Here is a 26,100-nt window from a genome sequence, read left to right on the forward strand (position 1 = left end):
TTACCACTTCGGCCAATGTTGATCACGGTATTGGCTAAAAATGCGGAGATTCATCCTACGAATCCGGTGATACTTGTGTGGTGCTCAAGTCCTACCGTCCGTTGTTGTCCGTTCCCTACCTCGTCGGACTTTTCGTCTGGTCGCTGATCGCCCGGCTGAACATCGCGGCTCTGCCGATCGGTATCACCTTTCTCGTAGCCGACTGGACCGGATCATATGCCTTGGCGGGAGCAGTCAGCACTACGCTGACCATCGGCGCTGCCGTGGCCGGACCGCTGCGCGGGCGCAGTGCTGACCGGGGGCGTACGGACCGACTCATGGCGCTGTGCGGGCTCTGCTACGGGGCTGGTCTGCTCGTGATCGCCCTGCTGCCCGCCTCGCTGTGGTGGGCGGCCTTCCCCCTCGGCTTGGTGACCGGTCTGTTCACTCCGCCTGCCTCCCAGGTCGCGCGTGCGCTGTGGCCGCGGCTGACCTCAGGCCAGACCCGCACCGCCATGTACGCGGCCGAGTCCACCTTCCAGGAACTCGTCTTCGTACTGGGACCGCTGTTGGCGGCCGCCACGGTAGCGGTAAGCGGAGGCAAAGGGGCCGTGCTGCTGGTCGCGGCGCTCTCGATCGCGGGCTCTTTCGGGTTTGCGTGGCAGATCTACCGCTCCGGCCTCGCTTTCCCGCCCCAGCCCGGTCCAGCCTCCCCCACCCAGCGGCGCCGGTCTCTGCTGCTGCAGCCGGAACTCACCCTCCTGGTTGTCGTATGCATGCTGCTGATCGCCGGCCTGGCATCCGTGGACCTGGTCATCGTGGCGTGGGCGCGGGAGATCGGCCGCCCCGGGGTTGCCGGGGTGCTCGCCGCGTTCTGGTCGATCGGTTCCCTGGTCGGCGGGCTCGTCGCGGGCGCCTTGGCCGGCCCGCCCCGGTTGAGCCGCCGGGCTTTCGCCGCCGCGGCGGGAACCGCGATGCTGATCCCGCTGCTTCCTCCCGTGCTGGAGCTCCCCTCCCCGTGGCTGCTCCTCCCCGTGCTGTTCGTAGCTGGGCTGGCGATCGCCCCCACCTTGGCCGCGGCAACCGAACGGATCGGCGAGGTGGCACCCAGCGATCGGCGGGCGGAAGCGTTCGGGTGGATGAACACCGGGATCACCACCGGGGTGGCGTTCTCCGCGCCACTGTCCGGATGGCTGGTGGACGTCGGCGGCCCCGCCCTGGGCGTGGTGGGCGGCGCAGTGATCGTGCTGCTGTCTGCCTTCTGCACGCTCGCGGTCGGCAGCGGATCCCCAGGAGAGAAGACACACCCGGTCGCAGACGGCCCGGACAGCGGGAACGGCACACCGCAATAACTGTGGCCTAGCGATGCCACACCTCTGGAGTGCGGTCCCGCCACGGGCGGGCCGCCTCCAGTTGGGCGGACAGGGAGATCAGCGTGGCCTCCGCGCCGATCCTCCCCAAGAGCATCATGCCGAGGGGAAGCCCGTCCGCGGTGGTGCCGCTCGGCACGTTCACCGCAGGCTGGCCGGTGATGTTGGCGATATTGCCGAAAGGGGTGAACGCGTTCATCTTCTCGAACTCGTCCGCGGGATCCCCGGACGCGGTGAAATACCCGAGGGGAACAGGCGGGAGAGCCAAGGTAGGGGTGAGCACCACGTCGTAGGGGGCGAACGCAGCCAACGCGGCCCGGGCGAAGCGCCGCAGCTCCCCCACAGCTTCCAGGTAAACGGGGGCCGGGGTGCGTTGTCCACGGTCCCGCAGCCAGCGGGTCAGCGGGCGCAGGCGGTGCTCGGCCGCAGCGGGGACAGGGATGCCGGCCGCAGTCACCGCCCACACGGTTGCGAAATGGCGCATATGGGAGCCGTCAAAGGGCGGGGTGATCTCGGTGACGTCGTGTCCAAGCTCCTCGAGGAGCCGGACCGTGGCATGGTAGGCCGCCAAGACCTCCGGGTGCACGGTGGCTTCGGGCAGCGGCGGGGTTGCGAAACAGGCGACGCGGAGCCGACCAGGCTCCCGGTGTGCGGCGGCGAGGAACGTCTCCCCCGCGGGCAGCGGTGGGGCAGTGAAGAGATCCGCGGGATCGCCGAGGGTCAGTGCGTCGAGCAGAAGAGCCGCGTCGGCAACCGTGCGGGCGAGCGGACCGGTGACCGCCAGGCCGAGCGTGTCGACGCGCAAGGGTGCCGAGGTGACCCGGCCCCGAGTGGGTTTGATCCCGAAGAGCCCGCACACGCTCGCAGGGATACGGATCGATCCGCCGCCGTCGCTGCCCTGGGCGAAAGGCGCAAGCCCTGCAGCGACCGCGGCCGCTGCCCCGCCACTGGAGCCGCCCGCGGAACGCGTCGTGTCCCACGGGGTGCGGGCCGGTGGGGCGATCTCGTTCTCGGTGTAGCAGGGCAGCCCGAACTCGGGGGTGTTGGTCTTGCCGAGGAACACCGCCCCGGCCCGCCGCAGCGCGGCCACGTAGCCTTCGTCAGCGTCGGCGACCTGGTCGGCGAAGACCCTCGACCCTCGAGTGCAGCGCACTCCGGCGACCATGTCGAGGTCTTTGATCGGCACGCACAGGCCGAGGAGCGCGGGCAGGTGCGCCGGGTCCTCGGTGCGCAGCCGCCGCTCCGCGTTTCGGGCCTGCTGGAGCGCGAGTTCCGGGGTAACCGTGATGAAGGCCCCTACTTCGTCGCCGAGCCGTTGGACCCGGTCCAGGTAGTGCTCGACGACGTCGACCGGAGACAGCTCCCGGCTGCGGAACAACGCAGCTTGGCGTAGTGCACTCAGGTCGTGAATCTCGCTCACACTTCCCCGAGCGTAGCCGGGCAGCACCCCGACTTCGGAGGAAAGTCACCTACCTGGAGGCGTAAAATCGGGAAAAATATATTCTTCCCAGGTCAGGGCCGAAAAACACCCGTAAGAAAACTTCAGGCAGGGAACAAAAATGTGAGTCTTTACGGACTAGGAGCTTTCTTTGAAGGGAACTACCCTTCTGAGGCGTGGAATCGGCAACCAGCACCAGACCGGACGACCCCTCCCGCACCAGCGAGACCCAGCGGGACGATGCACCCCCTTCTTTTCACCGCCCCACCAGCAAACCAGTGGCGCCGCACACGGATACCCTCATGCGCACCTACCGTTCACTGCTGAAACACGGTGTCGTGCGCCGGTGGCTTCCCCGAGTCGCCGCCTGCCTCGTGGCCGCGGTAGTGGTGGGCGTGCTGTTCAGCAGTTGGCGTGTGGGGGTGACGGCCGGGGCCGCAGCGCTCGTCGGTTTCATCGTCTACACCTCCCAGCGCCAGTCTGAAGTCCCCCAGTGGCGCAAACCCTCCTCTGCGCAGCGGCGTACCGAAGCACAACTGCGGATCATGCAACGCTTCGGCTACCGGGTGCTGCACGCGCGGCGTATCCAGGACGGCAACGGCCAGATCGACCACTTCATCGTGGGACGGCGCGGCGCCTTCGCGATCGACTCCGAAGCCTGGGACAAGCGGCTGCCGCTCCGCAACAAGCTGGAGAAGCTCTACCACGGCCGCTTCTCCAAAAACGAGCGCATCGACGAAGCGCTGGCTGAGGCCCGCAACGCGGAACGGCTCATCAGCGAAGAACTGGGCCGCCCCATCAAAGTGCGTGCCGCCCTGGCGATCTACGGTCCCAGCATGCCGTGGGACAGCCACCGGCTCCGCGGGGTCGACATCATCGTCGGCACCAAAGTCCGCAAGTGGCTGCGCAGCGGCAAAGACCGGCTGACCGAAGAGGAGATCGAGGAGATCTACCAGGCAGCCAAAAAAGTCCTTCCCCCCATGTACTAAACGTTCTGCACCCCCACCCAGGTCTTCCCGGGGCGGCCCTAGGGCCGCCCCGTTCCCGTGCACGGTGTAACCGGTCGGCTAGGGGACTACCATCGAGAGAACGACCCCAAGTTTCGTCCCAGGGCGGCACCCCTACAGGGCATGCCGCGCGGACCGTCGGCGGGGACCCCACCGTTACTGTCCCGTCGTCGGCCCCGGTTCTTCTCTCGACGGGAGCAGACTTCCATGCCCGCGCTTCGTTCACGGACGGTCACCCACGGCAGAAACATGGCCGGTGCCCGCGCGCTGCTGCGCGCCACCGGCGTGGCACGCGAAGACTTCGGCAAACCCATCGTGGCGGTGGCCAACAGCTATACCCAGTTTGTGCCCGGACACGTGCACCTGCGCGAAGTCGCCGACGTCGTGGCTGACGCGGTGCGCGCGGCAGGCGGCGTGCCGCGCGAGTTCAACACCATCGCGGTCGACGACGGCATCGCCATGGGGCACGGCGGCATGCTGTACTCCCTGCCCAGCCGCGAACTGATCGCCGACGCCGTGGAGTACATGGTCAACGCGCACTGCGCTGACGCCCTCGTGTGCGTGTCCAACTGCGACAAGATCACCCCCGGCATGCTGCTGGCCGCACTGCGGCTGAACATCCCCACCGTGTTCGTCTCGGGTGGGCCGATGGAAGCCGGAAAGGTGACCGTAGTCAACGGCACTGCGACGACGGTGCGCAAACTCGACCTGATCAACCCGATGATCGCCTCGGCGGACGAGAACGTCTCCGAGCAGGAGCTGAACGCGCTGGAAGAAGCAGCCTGCCCCACCTGCGGCTCCTGCTCGGGCATGTTCACCGCCAACTCGATGAACTGCTTGACCGAGGCGATCGGCTTGGCGCTGCCCGGCAACGGCACAGTGCTGGCGACCCACACCGCGCGCAAGAAGCTCTACGAGGAAGCGGGCCGGGTGGTCGTGGAGGCGGCGCGCCGCTACTACGAAAAGGACGACGAGTCGGTGCTGCCGCTGTCGATCGCCACGCCGGCGGCGTTCGCAAACGCCATGGCCTTGGACGTGGCCATGGGCGGCTCCACAAACACGATCCTGCACCTGCTGGCCGCGGCAACCGAAGCCGGCGTGGACTTCGGCCTCGACGACATCGACGCCCTGTCCCGCCGAGTGCCGTGCCTGTGCAAGGTCGCCCCGAACAGCGACAAGTACCACATCGAGGACGTCCACCGGGCGGGCGGTATCCCCGCCATCATGGGCGAGCTGGCCCGCGCCGGGTTGGTGGACACGTCGCTGCCCATGGTGCACGGGATGACCGTGGGCGAGTACGTGGACGCCTGGGACATCGCCTCCCCGAATGTGCGTCCCGAAGCGGTGGAGCTCTTCCACGCAGCTCCGGGCGGCCAGCGCAGCACTGAGGCGTTCTCGCAGAGCACTCGGTGGGATTCGCTGGACCTGGACCGCGAGTCCGGGTGCATCCGCTCGGTGAAGCACGCTTACACCAAGGACGGCGGCCTGGCCGTGCTCAAAGGCAACCTCGCCCCGGACGGCGCGGTCGTCAAGACCGCGGGAGTCGACGAGGAACTGTGGACCTTCAGCGGCCCGGCCAAGGTGTTCGAAAGCCAGGAGGAAGCGGTCGACGGCATCCTCAACAAGGCGGTGCAGCCCGGTGACGTGGTGGTCATCCGCTACGAGGGCCCCAAGGGCGGTCCGGGCATGCAGGAGATGTTGTACCCGACGAGCTTCCTCAAGGGTCGCGGTCTGGGCAAGGTGTGCGCCCTGATCACCGACGGCCGGTTCTCCGGCGGCACCTCAGGGCTGTCGATTGGGCACGCCTCACCGGAGGCGGCCGCCGGCGGCGACATCGCCCTGGTCGAGGACGGTGACATCATCACCATCGACATCCCCAACCGGTCGATCACTTTGGAAGTGCCGGAGGACGAACTCAACGCCCGCCGGGAGCGTCTCCTCAAGGAACTGGGCGGATTCCGGCCGCGGAACCGGCAGCGCCCGGTGAGCGCGGCGCTCCGCGCCTACGCGGCGATGGCCACTTCGGCTTCTACGGGAGCCGCCCGAGACGTCAGCCAGGTGGAGCGCACGCATCTCCACTCGTAATGCGGAGGCCGCGGGGTTCGATTCCCGCAGGCGGCTCGCAGTGCTGGGGGCCTCTCCCTAGAGCCGGGAGGGGCCCTGTACCACACTGCGCACGCCCCTCCCCTAGCCCTCGCATGCCACTGGCCGCCTAGGCGAGGCCGACGCCACTATTCCTGGTCACACGCCACGGGTACAGCCGTAGAGGGGCATCTCCGTGCCTTTGATTCACCTCTCCACCCTGGGCCATTTAGGCGTTGCTCCCGATTGTGAGAAGTGAATGAAATAGGCTTACCGGACTGGTAAAGTTGCAGGTCGTTTAGTGTGCTCCCCGCGCATGCGGGGATGGTCCTGACACGGCTACGGGGAGGCCTGCTCCAGCAGACCTCCCCGCGTAAGGTTCAGGATCAGCCGCCGCAGCAGCCACCGCCGCAGCAGCCGCCGCCGGCTGACGAAGGGGCTTGCGCGAGACCGCTCACCCCAATCGTGGACAGCAGTTTGACCGTGTCGTCGTGCCCATTCGGGCACTCTGCCGGGGCGTTAGCCTCGGCCATGGGCCGGGACAGTTCAAAGGTTTCACCGCAGGCACGGCAACGGAACTCGTAACGAGGCATGACATCAGCATAGGGTCGGGTCGCGCCGCAGTTCCGCACACTTCCCCCACCCCAGAGGCACGCGCCTGGTGGTGTCACTGGTGGATCGTCTGGTCCCCGGGACCGAGACGAACCCCCGGCCCCGGGATGTCCTCCTCAGACTTTCACCCTCGCCATATAGGGGGCCCAAAGGGGGTCAGTGTGGTGGTCACCGTTGATGAGGCGCCAATGAATCCCCCGCGGAACTGTGGGGGTGACACGTAGTTTCCAACCGAGTTCTTCAAGGAGGCGGTCGGCCTTACGGTGGTTGCAGGATCTGCAGGCCGCCACCACGTTCTCCCAGACGTGCTGTCCCCCGCGGCTGCGCGGAATAACGTGGTCGATCGTCTCGGCACGTCTGTCACAGTAGGCACAGTGGTATCCGTCGCGCCGCATGAGCGCCACGCGGGTCAGCGGAATCCTGCGCCGATAGGGCACCCGGATGTAGCGGAGCAGCCGGATGACCGACGGCACGGAGAACGCCATCGTGCTCGAATGGAGCACAGCTCCGGTAGAGTCGCTGTGCACCACCTCGGCTTTCTCCCGCAGGACTAGCAGGACCGCGCGTCGCAACGGCACGGTGGTCAATGGTTCATAGCTCGCGTTGAGAAGCAGTACGTGACGGCGGATCTGTGGTGGGCCGCCTTCCGTAGTATTCTGTGCGGCGCTCATGGCCGCCTCCGGTAGGCCGACGTGTCGACCACACGTATCTCTTCTCCGGCTAGCCACCCGGCTAGCCAGAAGGCCTCCTTGTGGACCGGCCCAAGAGCCGGCGTTCTTCGTTGTGCCACACGGACCTCCCGTGGGTGGGTTCCCGCCGAGTTGTGTCCCTTCTTCAGTTTGCGTGCTGAGGGTCGGTCATTGCCACCCCATTTCTCCGCAACACTGCCAGAAACCTCCGTGAATGATCTGGGCTTCCAACGGGAAACCCCGCAGCGGCAGTACGGGAGCCCTCCGGCGCACGCTCGGCGGGACGGGCGACGGTGCACCGCAGTGTTGCCACCTTCACACGGATACCCAGCTCCGGCCCGCTGCCGCCACCGACCCCATACCCCGGTAGGCCGTCCATGCCCGCGGTGTCGACCGGCCGCGCCGATCCTCCTCCCAGCAGGCAGGGGAAGCGGACTGCTTCCCACCGGAAACAGCGTATGACCTCGGGTACTGTCCTGCTGCGGCTAGAGTTCTGGGCATGTCTCGTCTCCCTTCCTATCCCTTTGCTGAGCGCTGGGAATTGACTGACGTGCTCCACGGCCAGACGGTCGCGGACCCCTACCGCTGGCTGGAGCAGACTGACCTCGCCGCCACCAAAGAGTGGTCGCAAAGCCAGGACGCGCTGTTCACAGCAGCATCCGCGATGTGGTCGGCCACCGACTGGTTCCGGACGCGGCTGCGGGCCCTGATGAATGCCGGCTCGGTGGGGGCACCGGTTTGGCGGGGACAGCGTCGCCTGTTCGTGCGGCGCGCCGCCGACCAGGAGCACGCGGTGCTCTACGTCCAGGACGGTTCAGGACCGGAACGGGTCCTCATCGACCCCACCGAACTGAACCCGGAAGGCACCACCACCCTGGACTCGTGGGTGGTGGACTGGGAGGGACGGCTGCTGGCCTACCAGTTGTCCGATAACGGAGACGAGCAGTCCCGGCTGTGGGTGATGGACATCGACACCGGGGAGAACATCGACGGCCCCATCGACCGCTGCTCCTACTCCCCGGTCGCGTGGCTGCCGGGCCGTGACGCGTTCTACTATGTGCGCCGCCTCGCCCCCGAACTGGTCCCCGAAGGAGAAGAGCAGTACCACCGGCGGGTCTACCTGCACCGGGTGGGCACCTCCCCGGAAGAGGACACGCTGATCTTCGGGGAAGGGCGGGACAAAACCGAATACTTCGGGGTGGCGGTCAGCCGCGACGGCAGGTGGCTGACGCTCACCGCTTCGCCGGGCACCGCGCCCCGCAACGACGCGTGGATCGCGGACCTCACCGTGTCCGCCCCGGAAGCGCCGCGCTTCACCGAGATCCAGACCGGTGTGGACGCTGAAACCTTCCCTCATGTGGGCCGCGACGGCAGGCTGTACCTCTTCACCGACCTGGACGCGCCGCGGGGACGGCTGTGCGTGGCCGACCCGGCCTCGCCCACCCCGGACCACTGGCAGACCCTGATCGCCAGCGACCCGGACGCGGTCCTCAGCGGGTATGCGATCCTCGACGGCGCGGAACTGGACACTCCGGTGCTCCTCGCCCGGTGGGAGCGGCACGCGCTCAGTGAACTCAGTGTGCACCACCTCGCCACCGGGGAGCGGATCCGGAACCTTCCCCTGCCCGGCCTCGGGTCGGTGGGCAGCATCACCGCCCGCCCCGAAGGCGGCACGGAAGCGTGGTTCACCTACACCGACTACACGTCGCCGACCGCGGTCTACCGGTACGACGCGCGCACCCACGACGTGGTGCTCTGGCAGAAGTCCCCGGGAACAGTGGAGGCTCCCCCAGTCCGCACCGAGCAGGTCACCTACACCTCCCGGGACGGCACCCCGGTGCGGATGCTGGTGGTCTCCCCGCCGGACCGGGAGGGGCCCCGTCCCGCCATCCTGTACGGGTACGGCGGTTTCGGGATCTCGCTGACCCCGGCCTATTCGGCGTCGATCCTGGCGTGGGTGGCGGCCGGTGGCGCCTACGCGGTCGCCTCGCTCCGCGGCGGCCTCGAAGAAGGCGAAGAGTGGCATCGGGCAGGCATGCTCGGCAACAAGCAGAACGTTTTCGACGACTGCCATGCCGCTGCCGAATACCTGGTCGACGCGGGGTTCACCACTCGGGAGCAGCTTTCCGTGATGGGCGGCAGCAACGGAGGGCTGCTCGTCGGAGCCGCTATCACCCAGCGTCCCGAGTTGTATGCCGCGGCCGTGTGCTCCGCCCCGCTGCTGGACATGGTGCGATATGAACAATTCGGGCTGGGGCAGTTGTGGAGCGTGGAATACGGCAGCGCCAGCGACCCGGAAGCGTTGCAGTGGCTGCTCGCCTACTCCCCGTACCACAACGTCCGGGAAGGGGTGCGCTATCCGGCGACCCTGTTCACGGTCTTCGAAAACGACACCCGGGTCGACCCGTTGCACGCCCGCAAAATGTGTGCGGCGCTCCAACACGCCACCTCGGCCGCTCCGGAGGAAGCCCCGATCCTGCTGCGCCGGGAGACTGACGTGGGGCACAGCACGCGTTCCGTGAGCCGCAGCGTCCGGCTCGCCGCGGACCAGTTGGCTTTCCTCGCCCATTACACCGGGTTGCGGGTCACCGACCGTACTGGAGGGTAGGGAACGCTACCCCGGGTGTCCGCTGCGCTGCTCGAACTTGCCACAATCGGCGGGTAACCACGACCGACGGAAAGGTAGGACCAGTGAGCGGGACAGCCGTGCAGGAAGGCACCAGCGTGGAAACCCCGACCGGGCAGCGGCACGTCTTCCTGGGGCACGTCCGCTTCGCCGACTTGGATCCGCTCAACCACGTTAACAATGTGCGGATGCTGACGTACCTCGAAGACGCCCGCATCTCCCTTCTCCGCTGGGACGACGCGGACAGCTCTTCCCGGTTCGGTGACGTGGTGGTGGCTCGGCACGAAGTCGACTATCTGCGGCCGTTGCAGATGCGCCGCGACCCCTTCCGGGTGGAGACGTGGGTCACCGAGATCAGGAACGCCAGTTTCACCGTGCGCTACGAGATCCTCGACGATGACGCGGTGTACCTCAAAGCGCTGTCGGTACTGGTCGCCTACGACCTCGCCCAACAGCGTCCGCGGCGGCTGAGCCCGGAGGAACGCGCCCACTTGGCGCGGTATTACCTCCCATGAGGTGGGGGCTCCAGCGGGCGGCCGCGCGGGCCCGGTCTTTACGGCCGGGACGGCGCTGGCTGGTCTTGGGGCTGGCGGTCGCCGCGCAGATCGCGAGCCTATCCGCGTTGTTCGGGGTGGCGTTTGTCATCCCCGAACTGCGGCAGGCCTACGGGATCACTGTGGCCCGCGCAGGCACGCTCGCTGGGCTTCCCAGTCTCGGCCTGCTCCTCACCCTTCTAGGGTGGGGTGTCCTCATCGACCGTTACGGGGAGCGTCTCACTATGGCGGTGAGCTTGGGGGCCACCGCTGGTCTTCTCGCTGTGTTCCCGCTGGTCGACACGGCGCTAGGTGCGGGCCTCGTGCTGTTCGGTGTGGGCGCGGTCGCCGGTCCAGTGAACGCGGCCAGCGGCCGTCTCGTCATGGGCTGGTTCGCGGCCCGGGAACGCGGCCTGGCCATGGGACTGCGGCAGACCGCCCAGCCGCTCGGCATGGGGCTGTCGACGGCACTGCTGCCGGTCCTCGCCCACCACTACGGAGTCGGTGTGGCGATGCTGCTGCCCGGGGTCCTGGCCGTGGCCGTACTTCCGCTGGTGGTCAAATTCGCGGTCCCTCCTGGGAAGGCTGTCGCTGCGGGCCCGGCAGCGGATGCCCCGCAGCCTCAGCGGGCAGGCTCCTCGCCCTACCGGCATGCCGCGATCTGGCGGGTCCACGCGGTGAGCATGCTGTTGGGGGTGCCGCAGTTCACTGTGGCCACGTTCGCGCTGGTCTACCTGGTCGACCAGCAGTCGTGGACTGCCCCGGCGGCGGGGGCGCTCATGGCCGCGGTGTACGTGCCCGGCGCGGCAGCGCGGCTCGGGGCCGGGGTCTGGTCGGACCGGGTGGGTAGTCGCCTTCGCCCAGTATGGATCATCGCCTGCTGCGGGGCGGTAGCGCTGGTCCTGTTGGCCGCCGCATCGCCGCTTCCCGGGATTGCCGTGGTGCTGCTCGTGCTCGCCGCAGTGCTGACGATGAGCCACAACGGGTTGACGTTCACGGCGGTCGGGGAAACCGCGGGGCTTGGCTGGGCGGGCCGGGCCATGGCTGTCCAAAACACGTTGCAGGCGGTGAGCTCCACCCTCACCCCCGTGGTGATGGGGGTGCTCATCGACTGGGCAGGCTACCGCACGGCTTTTGCCGCGGCAGCACTGTTCAGCGCCGCCGCGGCCGTGTTGCTCACTCCGCCCCAGTCCAGTCGCCGTGCCGCGGTGCGGCAGTGACAGCCGGAATGCCATTCGTGCGACCGCCTCGCGCGGGAGGATGGGTCACCGCAGCGAGATCCGGATCGTCTCCCCCTCGTCGCCGCGGTCGCGCTCGTTCGAGGTCACGGTGAAAGAGCGCTGCACCATGGGAGGCTGCGCGTCTTCCGGCACGTTCACCATGGCATAGGCGGCGTAGACCAGGTACTCCCACAACTGCTGTTCCAGGTGGGCGGGCAAGGCGAGGTCGTCGACCGCTGCGCGCATGTGCGTCAGCCAGCGGTCGCGTTCTTCCGCCCCAATGCGGTACGGGAAATGCCGCATCCGCAGCCGGGGATGCCCGCGCCGTTCACTGTAGGTCCGTGGACCGCCCCAGTACTGCATGAGGAAGAGGCGCAGCCGTTCCTCGGCGGGCCCCAAATCCTCTTCGGGGTACATGGGGCGTAGCACGGGGTCGGCGGCTACCCCCTCGTAGAAGCGGCGGGCGAGTCGGGTGAACGTCTCCTCACCGCCGACCGCCTCGTAGAAGGTCATCTGGTCATCGTGCTGGGAAGTCATAGCGCCTACAGGGTATGTGCTGGCCTCCCCGAGCGCGCTGCGGGTTCCGCTCCGTTCCCGCGGAACCCGCACCACAGTCGCGTCCCACCGGGACGGCGGAAGCCTCGGTCAGTCACGCGTGAGCTTGCGGTGGGTGACGGCGTGCGGGCGAGCGGCTTCGGGGCCCAGCCGTTCGATCTTGTTCTTCTCATACTGTTCGAAGTTGCCCTCGAACCAGAACCAGTTAGCGCCACCCTCCCACGCGAGAATGTGGGTGGCGACCCGGTCCAGGAACCAGCGGTCGTGGCTGGTGATCACAGCGCAGCCGGGGAAGTCCAGCAGCGCCTTCTCCAGCGAGCCGAGGGTCTCCACGTCCAGGTCGTTCGTGGGCTCGTCCAACAGCAGCAGGTTGCCGCCCTGCTTGAGGGTCAGCGCCAGGTTGACCCGGTTGCGTTCCCCACCGGAGAGCACTCCCGCCTTCTTCTGCTGGTCGGATCCCTTGAACCCGAAGGCGGCGACATAGGCGCGGCTGGGGATCTCCACGTTGCCGACACGAATGAAGCTCTCCCCGTCGGAGATCACTTCCCAGACCGTCTTCTCGTCGTCGATCCGGCCCCGGTACTGGTCGACGTAGGAGATCTTGACGGTTTCGCCGATGGTGATGGTGCCGCTGTCGGGCTGCTCCTCGCCGACGATCATCTTGAACAGCGTGGTCTTGCCTACGCCGTTGGGGCCGATGACACCGACGATGCCGTTCGGCGGCAGGGAGAAGCTCAAGTCCTCGATGAGGATGCGGTCGCCGAACCCCTTGGTGAGGTTCTTGACTTCGACCACGGTGCTGCCCAGGCGCGGGCCCGGCGGAATCTGGATCTCCTCGAAGTCCAGCTTGCGGGTCTTCGCGGCCTCAGCGGCCATCTCCTCGTAGCGCTGCAGACGCGCCTTGTTCTTGGCCTGCCGGGCCTTGGGGTTGGAGCGGACCCACTCCAACTCCTCTTGGAGGCGCTTCTTCCGCTTGGCGTCCTTGGCGCCCTCCACCTTCAGTCGGGCAGCCTTGGTCTCCAGGTAGGTGGTGTAGTTGCCTTCGTAGGGGTAGAGCTTGCCGCGGTCCAGCTCCAGGATCCAGGTGGCGACGTTGTCCAGGAAGTAGCGGTCGTGGGTGATCGCGATGACCGTGCCCGGGTACTTCTCCAGGTGCTGTTCCAGCCACTGCACGCTCTCGGCGTCCAAGTGGTTGGTGGGCTCGTCCAGCAGCAGCAGGTCGGGCTGTTCGAGGAGGAGCTTACACAGGGCGACCCGGCGCTTCTCCCCACCGGAGAGCACGGAGACGTCCGCGTCGGCCGGCGGGCAGCGGAGCGCGTCCATGGCCTGCGCCAACTGGCTGTCCAGGTCCCAGGCGTTGCGGCGGTCCAGCTCCTCCTGCAGCTTGCCCATCTCCTCGAGCAGCTTGTCGGAGTAGTCCGTGGCCAGCTTCTCAGCGATCTCGTTGAAGCGGTCGAGCATCGCCTTGGTTTCCGCAACGCCGTCCTGCACGTTCTCCAGCACGGTCTTGGCGGGGTCGAGTTGCGGCTCCTGGGCGAGCAGGCCGACGGTGTATCCGGGCATGAGGCGCGCCTCGCCGTTGGAGGGCTGCTCAATACCAGCCATCAGTTTCAACAGCGTGGACTTGCCCGCACCGTTGGGGCCCACGACGCCGATCTTGGCGCCGGGGAGAAAGGCGCCCGACACATCGTCCAGGACAACCTTGTCACCGTGCGCTTTACGCACGTTTCGCATCGTGAAGATGTACTCCGCCATGTCTTCCAGCCTAGGCCGTTCCGCGCCCTGCACCGACCAGAGCCACGGGGCGCCCGTGTCGGTTTAACACCCGTATGAACCCTGATACGGGCTGGTCAATTCCCATGTCCTGCCTGCGGTGTGGCTTCCTCGCTGATCGGGGCATACTCAGCAAGCCAGTCAGGGGTGAAACCTTCCCACCGGTGGGGTGGGAGCCCGTAGCGCACCGCCCGGCGGACGAGCCGGGCCATGGAATACTCCGGGTCGACCTCCAATGCCCGGTCCACGGCGACGTCGGCGAGGAACGGGTCGTCATTCTGCCACGCGGCGAAGCCGAGCAGGGCTGCGGGCGCCGCCGCATAGTCGGGGTCGACGTGGCGCAGCACGTGCGACCACAAGCCGACGTGGTGGGTGAGGTGCGCACGGTCGATGTGGGCCCACGCCTCATCGCGGACCCGCGGGTGGACGAGGAGCACGCTGAGCCACGCCACCGTGTCCGGCTTTGGGGGTGGAGCACCGTCCAAGGCCGCGGCCACCACAGTGCGCACCGTGCGGACCCCCTCCGCGATGACGGCGGCTTCTCCCCGGTCGCCGGCTTCGCGGCGCAGCCGGGCGCAGCGCTCTTCAGCCTGGCGAGTGGCTCGGGTCATTGCTGCGCGCCGTGCGCCCCCGACCGGGGCGACCAGGGCCAGCAGCTCCTCCCGACTGGCGCGGACCCGCAGGCCCGCAGCGACCGCGGTAGCGGGGATCGTGGAACGGTGCACGTCGTAGACCACACCCTCTGCCGGACAGCAGACAGGGTTGGCGCACTCGTAGGACCAGTAGCGGTCCTTGGTGACCCGGAGGGTTTCGGCGACAGCGGCCCCGTGGGAGGCCAGCCGGTCCCGGACCGCAAACAGTCCGGCGACCGCTGGTTCTTCCGGGCCGTAGCCGAGGATCACCGCCCGCCGCCCGCCTTGTTCGAGGAAGGAGCGGGCAAGACTGTCGGCCAGCTCGCGGAGGAGGGGGTCGGCAGTGGTGAGCGGCGTGTAGCCCGCGGCGAAGTTGATCGCGTTGTCGCGGCCGTCAGTCCCCAGCACGAGGACGCAGTCTTCGGGATGGAAGCCGATCAGGTAGGGGACCGCGGCAATCAGGTCCACCGGGGTGCGGACGGACAGACGGACCGGCAGACGGGGATGCTTTTGAGTGGTCATGCCTCCACTGTCTGCGACCGGCATCCCGCTGCGGCAAGCCTCCGCTGCACCCTGTGGACAACTGTCAGGAGCCGCGTGAATCGGTGGGCGGGTCCGTCACGGAGCGGACCGGGACCCCCGCGGTCGTGGCGACAGGAAGGCAGACGCGGTCGCGTCCAGAGTCTTTCGCCCGGTAAAGCGCCAGGTCCGCGGCGGCCATCAGCTCCAGCAGATCCCGTCCGTGCACTCGCAGGAGAGCCACCCCGATCGAAACGGTGACGGTGATGGTGATGTCGTTGATCGGCTGCGCCATCCGCCCTACCTGGGTGCGCAGCCGCTCCGCGGTCCGGCAGGCCTCGGCCATGTCTGCTCCGGGCAGCAGCACGACGAACTCCTCCCCGCCGAACCGGCCGATCACGTCGTAGGGGCGGAGCTGCTGGCTGAGCATGGTCGCCACGTTGAGGAGCACCTGGTCGCCGACCAGATGCCCATGGGTGTCGTTGACCTTCTTGAAATGGTCGATGTCAATGATGAGAACGGCCAGCGGGCAGCCCGTCCGCAACGCCCGCGTCAGCTCGGTTTTAGCGACCCGCTCCCACGCGACCGCGTTGAGCAGGCCGGTCTTGGGATCGGTGCGTGCCGCCGTCTGCAACTGCTGGAAGAGCAGGCTCCGCTGGAGCAGGAGCACTGGGGGCAGCGCCACCAGCAGCAGGAAGAGGGAGAGCGCGCACAGGAGGGACACGATCAGTCCCACGCACACTTCGACCGCGTCCAGCAAGAGGGATTCAGAGTCCCACACTGTGGTGCGGCGGGGTTCTTCGGGGACGCTCATGCGGATCGCCCCGGTGATGAGCACCGTGTTGCACACAGTGAACAGGACCGCGCACAGGATCGCGGCCCCGATTCCCTCCCCGCTGATGAGGGCGCTCTTGCCTGCCGCCCCGGTCACCCCGTCGAGCAGGATGATCGGTCCGGGGATGAGCGCGTGGAACACGGTCGAGGAGGAGAACCCGGCGAGGGCGACCACTGCGGCGCTGAAGACGCGGCGGAAGACTACGGCGCGCTGAATGCGGTACTGCATCAGCAGGTACAGCGGGATCGGCACGATGAGCGAGTACACCGGCGGCAGCAGCAGTACCACCGGGATCCACCACGTGCCGAGCAGGTCGCGGACCATCCCCTGAGGCAGCCCTAGGCGGCGCATCGCCTCGACACAGATCGCCCCGGACATGACGATCGCCGCGGCAGTGAGGAGTTCCGCAGAGCGCAGAGCAGTCGTCCATACCCCGGCGATCGCGAGTAGCGCATCGACGGCGACGAGTGTCACCACGAAGCCGACCACGGCACGCGGCTGGGTCAACAGCGCCCACTCCCGGGGACGGAACAGCACTCGACAAGTACTCTCCGTAGTCGAATGCCGGGTGAGTGTCATCGGGGCCTCCTCGCTGTCGGCCGTCCCGGTACGGCGGGCACACCGGCCCCGCCGCAGCCCGGTCCTGTCCTCCGGTCCCGCCGGGAAAACAGAGCCCAATGGGAGACTACTTTAGGTAATATTCTAATCGCCTTTCGTGAAAACCGCCGGAGAACCAGCACATTGACAGCGGTTTTCGCCCCTGTGGCAAGCCCCGCAGAGACTATTCAGGACATCTCAGGACATGGATTCCCGCCCTCGGAGACCGACCGCCGCAGTACGAAAACGCCCGTACCGCGGTCGGATCCGCGGCACGGGCGACAAGAGCCTCAACCTGGGACGCGGTCACCGGCGTCGGGCAGGCTGCGCTTCCTCCAACGCCTGGCAGAACCGCTCGTAGTTGCGCAGCTCCTCCTCCAACGGGGCGACGACGCGCTCCAACGTAATGCGTCTGACCTGTTCAAGACCGTGCATCTCGACGTATTCGCGTTGGCGGGCAGCCTCCACCTCGACCAGGCTGCGGCAGCCCACGCCAACCAGCCAGCCCAACAGCAGCGCACCTCCGGTCAAGGCAGCGGTCAAGAACAGCAGCGCCGGTTCCACCAGGCCGCCGCCGACCCAACTGACCAGCAGCAGCGCCAGCCACACCAGGCTGCCTCCGGCCAGCGCCACCAGCAAGTACTGGACAGCCCGCACAGCCCCCCACCAGAAGGGGGCGTCCTCTTCAGGGATCGTCGCTGCAATCGCGGAGCCCAGCTCTTCGGGGAGCGTCTCCACGTGTTTGCGCGCAGCCGCCCGCACCCGCTTGGGCCACGGGTCCGGCAGCGAACCGGCCGCGGCCTCCGCTGCCGCCGCGATCGCGGTGTCGATCTCGGCGCGTTGCGCCCCCACTGGACCGGTGCTCGCCTGGGTCGTGTCCTCAGTGAGGAAATCAAGCTGGGTCACGCGCAGCGGGTCGCGGCGCAGCCGCCGCGCCCAGCGGGGCAGCGGCCACCCCACGGCCCGTCCCCCGCGCCGCTGGTAGGCGGTCTCCACCGCTTCAGCAACCGCCTCCACCCCGCTGGCCTCAGCCATCTGGTCCATCAGGACAGACCGGGCCGGCGGGGGCAGCTCCGCGGTGCCGCCCGCCTCACCGTAAGCAGCAAAGTCGGCGACGACCTGCTCAAGGTCGGCGGCGAGGCGCTCGATCGCGGCACGCCGATCGGCAACGGTCTCCACTAGGAGTTGCCGCAGTTCGCGCAGCCCTTCCCCGGTGACCGCAGACGTGGTCAAGATCCGGGGGTGGACTCCCGACTCGTCCTCCAGCAGTCTCCGCAAGTCGGTGAGCAGCTCCTCCACATCGTCCGGCTCCACCCGGTCAACCTGGTTGAGGACCGCCACCATGACTGCCCCGTGCCCGGACATCTCCGCAAGATAGCGGTGGTGAACCGCGGCGTCGGCGTACTTCTGCGGGTCCAACACCCAGATCAGGAGGTCCGCGGTCCGGATGAGATGGTCGGACTCGGCGGTCTGCGCGGCCCGCACCGAGTCGTGGTCGGGCAGGTCCAGCAGGATGAGCCCGGTGAGGTCGGATTCGCCGCGGTCGAGTTCGCTCACCCGGGAGTGCCGGTAGCGGGGCGGAACCCCCAACCAGTCGAGCAGGTTGTCGGCGCCTTCCGTCCCCCACACGCAGGCGTGGGCAGCGGTGGTCGTCGGCCGGGTCACTCCCACGCGGGACAACTCCAGGCCGCACAAGGCGTTGAACAGTGAGGACTTACCGCTTCCGGTCCCCCCGGCCAGCGCGACCACCGTGTGGTCGGCGGACAGCCGCAGCCGCGCCCCCGCCTGGGTGAGCAGGCGGCGGGCACGTTCAATCAACTGCGGAGCGAAATAGTCGCGGCCCAGTTCGACGAGGAGCGCAAGCGCATCGAGTTGCGAGATCAGCTCCGCGCGGGTCGTGGTCGGCATCGGCTGCCGCAGGTCGCCCCGCGTAGGCTGGTACTCCTCCTCGTCGTCCTCGGACAGCCAGGAAGGCGTGACCGCAGGCCGGGGGGGCACCGTGGGCACCGGACCGGTGCGGCGTCCGGCGATCATCTCGCCTTCCTTCACCTCGGCGAGACTCCCCACCCAGCCGGCGAGGTTGTCCGGATCATCCGGGTCGGTGCGCTTCTCCTCCGCCGGCGACGGGCTGTCCACCGGCACGATGGGACTGCCCCGGGAAGAGAAACCGCCGTCGACTGGACGGGCGGCCGGGGTGAGCGGCACCCGGTACCGGAACCCGTCGTGGGCCCGGCCACCAGAGTCTGCGGCGCGAAACTCGCCGCCCTCGCCAGAGCGATCCACGGGTGGGGGCCCGCCTGCCACATGGTCGGCTGTGTGGTCCGCCATATCGGTCTCCCGCCCTGGGCGGGCGGAGTGGGGAGGGGTAGTCATCGTGCGATCTCGAGGTGATCCGTAGCCTGGTAGAGCAGTGCGGCGTCAGAGTAGTCCGGCAGGTTTAGAGTCGCCAGCGCCTTCGCGAAGCGGTCCTTCTCCGCTTCGAAGAGCGCGCTGATCCGGGCACGCAGATCGTCACGCGCTTGGTTTCCGATGAGGCGCAGCGGCTCCGCACCGAACAAGGCCCGCAGCAACCGGCTGGGTGCGGCGTTCGGCGGCGGAGGCGCGGCTCCGTCGTGGTCGGAGATTCCGAAACCGAGCAGCCCGACGATCAAGACAAGTCCGAATGCCTCCACATCGTAGGTGAAGAAACGCGCCACCGAGCGTTTCGCAACGCCGTCCGAGGAGAGGAGCTCCGTGATCCGGGCCTGCCAGTCGCTGACAGCGGTGCGGGCCCGGAGAGCGAAGTCTGCGGGAATCCGGTCGAGAGCGTGGCGTTCCGCAACAGCGGACGCTCCAGGGACCTGCTGCCAACGCTCCATGATCGTCTCGATCGCGCGTTCCGCGGCCGAGACCACGAGCGCCGCTACGGCATCCTGGACCGCCTGCTCCAGCGCACGCACCCGAGTGCGGTCCTCCTGTTGCGGCTTGGTTTTCCGCTTGTTGCGGATCCGCAGGGAGCGCGCGAGCTCCCCGCTGGCGGCGATGTCCTGCCAGCGGGCCAGGACATTCCCCCGCAGCAGGGACGCATCCGAAGTCCCCCGCTCCACCTCGGCGAGCGCGTCGGTGAGCGCAGTGCTGGCGGTGGCAGCCAGCATCCGCCCCACCTCGGCCTGAGTCTCGACGTATTTGCCGAGCTCTGGGATCCGGGTGCGGAAACTGTCGAGCACCCCCAGCAGCGTACGGCGGGTGATCCGCTCCCGTTCCTGTTCGTCCCCGGCCACATCGGCGAGGAAGCCGCGGATCTGGTCAGCGATATTGCCGGTGAAACGCCCGCCGGCGATCTGGTCGGTCTCCGGGATCACGAACCGGGGCGCCGCACCCAGGCCGTTGGCTTCCAGCATCGCTCCGAAGTGGGCGACGATCTGCCTCCGGCCGCGCTGCGGCACGCGGGACAGCACCACGACCAGCGAGGTGTCGCGGTCCCGCGCGACCTGGAGGAACTGCCAGACTCGGGCGTCGGCGTAGCGTTTGCTGGTGGTGACGAACACCCACAGGTCGGCCGCGTCCAGGAACTTCGCGGCGAACTCGTGGTGCGCGGCAACGGCCGAGTCCACGTCGGGGGTGTCCAGCAAGGCCACGCCTTCCGGCATGTGCTCGGTAGCGGCCAGCACCAGCATGCCGTCCTTACCGGGCATGGCCAGCCCTTGCTGACGGACCCGCGGCAGCGCGGGCAGGAACGCTGTTTCACTGAACCAGTCCACGTCAGCGGGGTTGCAGGCCAGCACCGGGCTGTTCGTTGTGGGCCTCCGCACCCCGGTGGTGGTCACCTGGGTACCCACCAAGCTGTTGACCAGGGTCGACTTCCCTGCCCCCGTGGAACCGGCGACCGCGATCAACAGGGGAACGTCGGACCTGCGCACTCTCGGCAGCACATAGTCGTTGAGCTGGTCGAGGACGTCGGTGCGCGCGGTACGCCCTTCCTCAGCTCCGGGGAGGCCGTCGGCGAACTCGATCGCGCGGATCCGGTCCCGCAGCGTCTCGAGGTTCCGCTCCAGGCGGGTGTCCCGGGCCATTGCCCCGCGGTGTGCCCCTCCCCCACCGCTTCTGCGCGGGCGTGCCATTGTCGACGCGCCGGCCGGGGCGTTCCCGCTCCGGACCGTACCGCGTCCCCACTCCATACCCCGCATGGGCGCGTCCGGTATCGGTTCGCCTGGTCCTGTCGCTTCCGGCACGGCAGGCGGCCGGGTCATGGCGATTCCGCCCTTCTCATCGGTATTCGTCGTCACAGCACCCGATTCCCCGCGGCCTTGATCAATTCCGACCGTTTCCTCCTGCGGGAGCGATCGGAGTTTCTGCGGCGTTTTGGCTTCTGTGCAGTATGTCAAGCTCTTGGGCCGTGTTCACTACTTCTCCGATAACGAGCACCGCCGGAGGGTGCACTCCGGCGGCGTGCGCTTCCTTTTCGACCGTTTCCAGAGTGGCGACCAGGGTGGTCTGGCTCGGCAGGGTGGCCTCCTGGATGACGGCAATAGGAGTGTGGGGATCACGACCGTACCTGATCAGCGCCTCGGCAATCCGTCCCAAGCGTTCCACTCCCATGAGCACCACGATGGTGCCGCCACTGCGGGCGAGCGTCTCCCAGTTCACGGTGGAGCGCTCGTCGCCTGGTGCGACATGGGCGGAGACGACGTGGAAGTGCTGGGCGACGCCGCGGTGCGTCACCGGGATGCCCACGCTCGCGGGAGCAGCGAGCGCACTGGTCACGCCAGGGACCACGGTGACAGGGATGCCTGCCGCGACGCACGCTGCGAGCTCTTCGCCACCGCGTCCGAAAACGAAGGGGTCGCCGCCCTTGAGACGGACCACGAACTTGCCCTGTCGCGCACGGTCGACGATCACCGCGTTGATGCCCTCTTGGGACATGGAACGGCCGTAAGGGATCTTGGCCGCGTCGATAATCTCCACGTCGCCGGACAGTTGGTCAAGCAAGCTCGTGGGGGCAAGCCGATCCACCACGACCACGTCGGCTTGCGCGAGAAGCTGCCGTCCCCGCACCGTGATCAGTCCGGGGTCCCCTGGACCGCCGCCGACCAGGGCCACGCCGCGCAGAGGAGCGCGTCCCCTGCGCGCGTCCAGAGTTCCGTCGGCCAAGCCGGTGACGATAGCGTCGCGTAGTCCCGCGGCACGCCGGGGATCAGTACCGGTGATTACTCCGACGGTGACTCCGGAAGCGCTCCCTGTTGCGGGAGTCCAGGCACTGGAGGCGTGACGGTCGTCGGCGTGCACCGACCAGATGCGTGCTTCCTCTGCTTCGGCAACCACCGCCGCGTTGACCTCGGGATCGTCCGTGGCTGCGTGGACCAGCCAGAAGCGGCCCAGCCCGGTGACGTCACCGCGGCGGTAGGGGCGCTGCTCCCAGTGGATGCGGCCGCTCTCGGCGAGCCCTTGCAGCGCAGTAGTGACGTGCGGGGAGACCACTGTGACCCGCGCTCCGGCCTCCAGGAGCACGGGGACGCGACGTTGGGCGACCTGTCCTCCGCCCACGACGAGCACGTCCCGGCCCTGAAGCCGCAAACCGAGGAGATACGTCACCGAGGCAGCCTCCAGATCCCGTTGTCCCGTCTCGAACCGCTCGGGGCTCCACTGCGGTGTGTGCCGCGTCCCGGTGGACGCCTGTCTCGTCCCCACTGCCTCCGCTGTCCGGTGCCAACGGCGCGGGGTGCCCCGGAGTCTGCTCACCAGCGGTTCGGAACTGAATCCCGGCTTTGTGGACGAAACGCGGCACGATGCAAAACCCCTATGCCAGACACGGTCCAAAATACCGCGCTGGTCGCTCCCATACCGCTACTACTACCTAATGAGAGTGGTCTGTCTTGCGCGTACCGCTCCCCAAAACCGGCAGAAGATGGGGAAGCGTCCACAGGCCGGCCTGCGTCGGTGCCGCGCTACTCGGACCGCGCGGCACCGACGGACCGGAATCAGTCGCGCTGGCTCACGTGGGCGGAGTCGAAGGTCGCCACGTCTTTGAGGGCACGCGCTGCGCTCTGCACCAGCGGCAGCGCGAGCAGCGCCCCGGAGCCCTCCCCAAGCCGCAGATCCAGGTCGACCAGGGGGCGCAGGCCCAGGTGCTCCAAGACCACTGCATGCCCCGGTTCGCTGGAGCGGTGTCCGGCAATACAGGCCAGGCGCGCATCCGGGGCGAGCGCGACCGCGGCCAGGGCTGCGGCCCCGGCGATGACCCCGTCGAGGATGACCGGGACCCGCAGGGAGGCGGCGCCCAGGATGAAGCCGGCCAGGGCGGCATGCTCCAGTCCGCCCACCGCGGCCAGCACCCCGATCGGATCGGCGGGGTCGACCTGGTTGACCTGCAGCGCGGTGCGGACAACCGACACTTTGTGCGCGTACATGGCGTCGTCGATCCCGGTGCCCCGCCCGGTGACCTCCGCGGCGTCGCGGCCGGTGAACGCGGAGATCAGCGCAGCCGACGCGGTGGTGTTGGCGATTCCCATGTCCCCGGTGAGGAGGCAGCGGTTGCCTGCCGCGACCAGGTCGCGGGCGACTTCGATCCCCGCTTCGATCGCGTACTCGGCTTCCATGCGGCTCATCGCCGGGCCCTGGGTCATGTCAGCCGTACCGCGGGCGACCTTGCGGGGCAGCAGGCCGGGTACCGGGGAGAGGTCTTCGATGACGCCCACATCCACCACGGTGACCTCGGCGCCAAGCTGGGTGGCGAAGGCGTTGACCACCGCGCCGCCGTTGAGGAAGTTGCGGACCATCTGCGCGGTGACTTCCTGCGGCCACGGGGTCACCCCTTGGGCGTGGACGCCGTGGTCCGCGGCGAATACCGCCACGGACGCCGGCTCGGGGATGGGTGCCGGGCATTCGCCGGCGAGTCCCGCGAGCTGGATGGAGACTTCTTCAAGCACCCCCAAGGAGCCCGGGGGTTTGGTCATGCGGGACTGGCGTTCTCGTGCCTCCTCCATCGCCCTCTGGTTGAGCGGACCGATTTTCGCGATTGTCTCGTCCAGCAAGCTGGTGGACTCCTCCCCTGGCAGGCCGCGTTGGCCGTACTGCTCCCGGTGCACTGCCCAGGCCAGCGGGCGGCGCTGCGCCCAGCCGCCCAGGGACAGTTCGGGCTCTGGGGGGAATTCCTCCACGTAGCCGACGCACAGGTAGGCGACGATCTCCAAGTGGGGCGGGAGGCCGAGTTCGCGGGCCAGCTCCCGTTCGGAGAAGAAGCTGACCCAGCCCACACCGAGCCCTTCAGCGCGGGCGGCGAGCCACAGGTTCTCTACGGCAAGTGCGGCGGAGTAGGCCGCGGTCTGCGGTTGGGCGTGCCGTCCCAGCGTGTGCCGGCCGCCCCGAGTGTGGTCGACGGTGACCACGATGTTGAGCGGGGTGTCGAGAATCGCTTCGACTTTGAGGCCGGAGAACGCACGGGCCCGTGCCCCGGGCAGTGCCCGGGCGTAAGCCTCCCGTTGGCGCTGCACGATGTCGTGGACGCGGGCCCGGGTGTCCCGGTCCTGGATCACGACGAAGTCCCACGGCTGGGAGAAGCCGACGGAAGGCGCGTGGTGGGCTGCTTCCAGGATGCGGACCAGGACGTCGTCGGGGATCGGGTCGGGGCGGAAGCCCACCCGGACGTCGCGCCGCTCCCGGATCACCCGGTACACGGCCTCGCGTTCCACGTCGCTGTAGGCGTGGTCGGCGGGCACGGAGGCCGACTGGCTGGGCGGGTCGCTCGCGGCCGCCATACCGGCCGGTTCGGCGACGACTTCATCGGCGTACTCGACCGGTTCGGGCTCCCCGTGGGGAGCGGCATCAGGCTCCGGTTGGGGGGATGCAGCAGCCGGTTCGGGGGCGGACGGGGGCGCCGTGGACGGCGCGTTCCCGGGGCCGCTTGGTGCTTCGGATGGTGTGGCGGGCTCGGTGTGCGCCGGGGGCGGGGCTGCGGGCTCCGCGGCACCCCGCTGGACTGCGGGCTGCGGCGGGTGTTCGTCGGCGTCCCGCACCGGACCGGCGGCACGGGAAGCCTCCCCTGGGGCAGTGGCCCTGCCCTGCGGGGCAGGCGGTTCCGGTTCTGCTGGGACGGGAGGGATCGTCACCGGAGCGAGGGGGACGCGGTCGCCCGGGGAGACGGGCAGCGGAAACGCTCCCGTACCCCGCCCAGCTTCGGGAAGGCCGTCGAGGAGTCCGCCCGGTGACTGAGATCCGCTGGGCGGACGTGCCACGGTCCGGTGTTCCGGCGGAGACGGTTCAGCCGGGGGACGCAGGTCCTGCCCGGGTTCTCCCCGCATCCGTCCGTGGCCGGTATCCCGGGTGCCGCCGGGAATACTGTCTGCACGATCACCGCTCAAAGGGTCTCCTCCGTGGTCACTGATCGGTCTCGGTTTCCGGGCGACGGCGTGCGACTGGGGGAACACGCCGGACCTCCACGGCACGGCGGAGGGACGGAACCCAGGGTGTGGGGCGGTTCGCCGGCTCTTTCCTCCGCTCAGAGCAACTCTGCCAGAACTGTCACGAGCTGGGCGTTGGTCTCGGCTTGTCGGACCGCGATGCGTAAATAGTCCGTTCCAAGACCGGGGAAGGTGTCGCCGCGACGCACCGCGATCCCCCGTTCTCTCAGGCGGCGGCGGAGCAGGTCAGCGCCGGGGGTGTGGACGAGCACGAACGATGCCCGCGGTCGAGGGGTGACGGTGAAGCCCAACGCGGTGAGGTCTGCCACGAGGCGGGTGCGGCGCACCGCGAGATCGGCTGCCCAGGCGTCGGCTTCGGCGAGGGCTCGGGGCGACGTGCATTCACGGGCCGCGACCAGTGCCGGAGTGGAAACTGCCCAGAGCGGCTGGTGTTCCGCAAAGCGGCGGACCAGTGCGGGGTCGGCCAGCAGGTAGCCGACGCGGAGTCCAGCAAGTCCCCAGGTCTTCGTGAGGCTGCGGATGACGACCAGGCCGGGCAGGTCGGTCCGCCCAGCCACGGACTCTGCTTCCCCAGGAATGCAGTCGGCGAAGGCTTCGTCGACGACGAGGATGCGGCCCGGCCGGGCGAGCGCGGCCAGGGTTGCCGCCGGGTGCAGCACGGAGGTGGGGTTGGTGGGGTTGCCGACGATGACCAGGTCTGCGTCGTCGGGGATCCGGTCGGGGTCGAGGGTGAAGTCGCCGTCCAGCACTACGCGTTCCACCGGGTGGCCGGCGGCGCGCAGTGCTGCTTCGGGCTCGGTGAACTGGGGGTGCACGACGACGGCGCGGCGCGGGGTGAGGGCACGCGCCAGCAGGACGAACGCTTCAGCTGCGCCCGCGGTGAGCAGCACGTCGGCGGGGTCGCGGCGGTGGCGGCGGGCGACAGCGTGACGCGCCGACTCCGGATCAGGGTAGGCGGCCAGGTCGGAGAGGGAAGCGGCGAGGCGTTCCACCAGCCACTGCGGCGGGGTGCGGTCGCGCACGTTGACGGCGAAATCGAGGAGGCCGGGGCCGACCTCGGCGTCCCCGTGATGGCGTAAATCGACCATGGGCCTTCGTGCTCCCCCGTTGCACCGGTCCGGTTCCGAGGGGAACCTACCGTCGTACTGTGCGCCGCGGTGCCGCTGCCCCCGTTTTCACCCCCCTCAGACACCACTGTGAGTATTGCAACAGTTGCACAGTGCTACAGAATGGAGGG

At 68.5% G+C, this 26,100-nt stretch carries 18 protein-coding genes; 6 read left to right on the forward strand and 12 right to left on the reverse strand.

Going from position 1 to position 26,100, the window contains the following annotated elements; genetic code table 11:
* Positions 1–104 precede the first annotated feature (104 nt).
* Entirely contained in the window at positions 105–1,331 is a 1,227-nt protein-coding gene (locus tag TFU_RS10920; protein ID WP_227480909.1) for an MFS transporter, read from the forward strand.
* A 7-nt stretch (positions 1,332–1,338) separates the two neighbouring features.
* Here TFU_RS10920 and TFU_RS10925 read toward each other — a convergent pair whose 3' ends face one another.
* Positions 1,339–2,769, reverse strand: coding sequence for an amidase (locus TFU_RS10925; RefSeq protein ID WP_011292630.1), 1,431 nt, complete (start codon positions 2,767–2,769; stop codon positions 1,339–1,341).
* Between the two features lie 320 nt (positions 2,770–3,089).
* Here TFU_RS10925 and TFU_RS10930 point away from each other — a divergent pair, with 320 nt between their 5' ends.
* A complete protein-coding gene (locus TFU_RS10930) occupies positions 3,090–3,776 on the forward strand; it encodes a nuclease-related domain-containing protein (protein WP_016189018.1) in 687 nt (228 codons plus the stop codon).
* Between the two features lie 225 nt (positions 3,777–4,001).
* The gene (gene ilvD, locus TFU_RS10935) at positions 4,002–5,879 is read left to right on the forward strand and encodes a dihydroxy-acid dehydratase (protein WP_011292632.1); all 1,878 of its coding nucleotides are present in this window, start codon (positions 4,002–4,004) and stop codon (positions 5,877–5,879) included.
* Positions 5,880–6,262: 383 nt separating this feature from the next.
* On the opposite strand, the gene TFU_RS15865 is transcribed toward ilvD, so the two are convergent.
* Complete coding sequence (locus TFU_RS15865; RefSeq protein ID WP_038043978.1) at positions 6,263–6,469, reverse strand: FmdB family zinc ribbon protein; 207 nt, start codon at positions 6,467–6,469, stop codon at positions 6,263–6,265.
* A gap of 135 nt (positions 6,470–6,604) precedes the next feature.
* Positions 6,605–7,159 (reverse strand): HNH endonuclease, encoded by a 555-nt coding sequence (locus tag TFU_RS10945; RefSeq protein WP_011292634.1) that lies wholly within the window; start codon positions 7,157–7,159, stop codon positions 6,605–6,607.
* A 517-nt stretch (positions 7,160–7,676) separates the two neighbouring features.
* Here TFU_RS10945 and TFU_RS10950 point away from each other — a divergent pair.
* From TFU_RS10950 to TFU_RS10960, 3 genes are all read left to right on the forward strand, one after another.
* The gene (locus tag TFU_RS10950; protein WP_011292635.1) at positions 7,677–9,785 is read left to right on the forward strand and encodes a prolyl oligopeptidase family serine peptidase; all 2,109 of its coding nucleotides are present in this window, start codon (positions 7,677–7,679) and stop codon (positions 9,783–9,785) included.
* 83 nt (positions 9,786–9,868) lie between these two features.
* The gene (locus tag TFU_RS10955; RefSeq protein WP_016189022.1) at positions 9,869–10,318 is read left to right on the forward strand and encodes an acyl-CoA thioesterase; all 450 of its coding nucleotides are present in this window, start codon (positions 9,869–9,871) and stop codon (positions 10,316–10,318) included.
* On the forward strand, positions 10,315–11,556 hold the full coding sequence (locus tag TFU_RS10960; RefSeq protein WP_011292637.1) for an MFS transporter: 1,242 nt from the start codon (positions 10,315–10,317) through the stop codon (positions 11,554–11,556). Before TFU_RS10955 ends, TFU_RS10960 begins: the two co-directional genes overlap by 4 nt.
* Before the next feature lie 45 nt (positions 11,557–11,601).
* Here the strand turns inward: TFU_RS10960 and TFU_RS10965 are convergent, their stop codons facing one another.
* The 9 genes from TFU_RS10965 to cobC form a co-directional block, all read right to left on the reverse strand.
* Positions 11,602–12,069: a globin gene (locus TFU_RS10965; protein WP_038044003.1), complete on the reverse strand. Its 468-nt coding sequence runs from the start codon at positions 12,067–12,069 to the stop codon at positions 11,602–11,604.
* Positions 12,070–12,201: 132 nt separating this feature from the next.
* Positions 12,202–13,866: an energy-dependent translational throttle protein EttA gene (ettA, locus tag TFU_RS10970; protein ID WP_016189024.1), complete on the reverse strand. Its 1,665-nt coding sequence runs from the start codon at positions 13,864–13,866 to the stop codon at positions 12,202–12,204.
* A gap of 95 nt (positions 13,867–13,961) precedes the next feature.
* Complete coding sequence (locus TFU_RS10975) at positions 13,962–15,038, reverse strand: DUF4192 domain-containing protein (protein WP_016189025.1); 1,077 nt, start codon at positions 15,036–15,038, stop codon at positions 13,962–13,964.
* A gap of 64 nt (positions 15,039–15,102) precedes the next feature.
* Entirely contained in the window at positions 15,103–16,449 is a 1,347-nt protein-coding gene (locus tag TFU_RS10980) for a sensor domain-containing diguanylate cyclase (protein WP_011292641.1), read from the reverse strand.
* A 324-nt stretch (positions 16,450–16,773) separates the two neighbouring features.
* Complete coding sequence (locus TFU_RS10985) at positions 16,774–18,795, reverse strand: YfjP family GTPase (RefSeq protein ID WP_011292642.1); 2,022 nt, start codon at positions 18,793–18,795, stop codon at positions 16,774–16,776.
* Between the two features lie 41 nt (positions 18,796–18,836).
* A complete protein-coding gene (locus TFU_RS10990) occupies positions 18,837–20,696 on the reverse strand; it encodes a GTPase (RefSeq protein WP_011292643.1) in 1,860 nt (619 codons plus the stop codon).
* 61 nt (positions 20,697–20,757) lie between these two features.
* On the reverse strand, positions 20,758–22,038 hold the full coding sequence (gene cobA, locus TFU_RS10995) for a uroporphyrinogen-III C-methyltransferase (protein WP_011292644.1): 1,281 nt from the start codon (positions 22,036–22,038) through the stop codon (positions 20,758–20,760).
* 386 nt (positions 22,039–22,424) lie between these two features.
* The gene (cobT, locus tag TFU_RS11000) at positions 22,425–24,743 is read right to left on the reverse strand and encodes a nicotinate-nucleotide--dimethylbenzimidazole phosphoribosyltransferase (protein WP_227481047.1); all 2,319 of its coding nucleotides are present in this window, start codon (positions 24,741–24,743) and stop codon (positions 22,425–22,427) included.
* Positions 24,744–24,940: 197 nt separating this feature from the next.
* On the reverse strand, positions 24,941–25,951 hold the full coding sequence (gene cobC / locus TFU_RS11005) for an Rv2231c family pyridoxal phosphate-dependent protein CobC (protein WP_011292646.1): 1,011 nt from the start codon (positions 25,949–25,951) through the stop codon (positions 24,941–24,943).
* Positions 25,952–26,100: the final 149 nt, after the last annotated feature.

Source organism: Thermobifida fusca YX (assembly GCF_000012405.1).
In the GTDB taxonomy this organism is placed as follows: domain Bacteria; phylum Actinomycetota; class Actinomycetes; order Streptosporangiales; family Streptosporangiaceae; genus Thermobifida; species Thermobifida fusca.

Bases quoted from the DNA above. Each gene is read 5' to 3' on its own strand.
- TFU_RS10930 (WP_016189018.1), top strand. From the start codon at position 3,090: ATGCGCACCTACCGTTCACTGCTGAAACACGGTGTCGTGCGCCGGTGG.
- ilvD (WP_011292632.1), top strand. From the start codon at position 4,002: ATGCCCGCGCTTCGTTCACGGACGGTCACCCACGGCAGAAACATGGCC.
- TFU_RS15865 (WP_038043978.1), bottom strand. From the start codon at position 6,469: ATGCCTCGTTACGAGTTCCGTTGCCGTGCCTGCGGTGAAACCTTTGAA.
- TFU_RS10945 (WP_011292634.1), bottom strand. From the start codon at position 7,159: ATGAGCGCCGCACAGAATACTACGGAAGGCGGCCCACCACAGATCCGC.
- TFU_RS10950 (WP_011292635.1), top strand. From the start codon at position 7,677: ATGTCTCGTCTCCCTTCCTATCCCTTTGCTGAGCGCTGGGAATTGACT.
- TFU_RS10960 (WP_011292637.1), top strand. From the start codon at position 10,315: ATGAGGTGGGGGCTCCAGCGGGCGGCCGCGCGGGCCCGGTCTTTACGG.
- TFU_RS10965 (WP_038044003.1), bottom strand. From the start codon at position 12,069: ATGACCTTCTACGAGGCGGTCGGCGGTGAGGAGACGTTCACCCGACTC.
- ettA (WP_016189024.1), bottom strand. From the start codon at position 13,866: ATGGCGGAGTACATCTTCACGATGCGAAACGTGCGTAAAGCGCACGGT.
- TFU_RS10975 (WP_016189025.1), bottom strand. From the start codon at position 15,038: ATGACCACTCAAAAGCATCCCCGTCTGCCGGTCCGTCTGTCCGTCCGC.
- TFU_RS10980 (WP_011292641.1), bottom strand. From the start codon at position 16,449: ATGACACTCACCCGGCATTCGACTACGGAGAGTACTTGTCGAGTGCTG.
- TFU_RS10985 (WP_011292642.1), bottom strand. From the start codon at position 18,795: ATGGCGGACCACACAGCCGACCATGTGGCAGGCGGGCCCCCACCCGTG.
- TFU_RS10990 (WP_011292643.1), bottom strand. From the start codon at position 20,696: ATGACCCGGCCGCCTGCCGTGCCGGAAGCGACAGGACCAGGCGAACCG.
- cobT (WP_227481047.1), bottom strand. From the start codon at position 24,743: ATGCGGGGAGAACCCGGGCAGGACCTGCGTCCCCCGGCTGAACCGTCT.
- cobC (WP_011292646.1), bottom strand. From the start codon at position 25,951: ATGGTCGATTTACGCCATCACGGGGACGCCGAGGTCGGCCCCGGCCTC.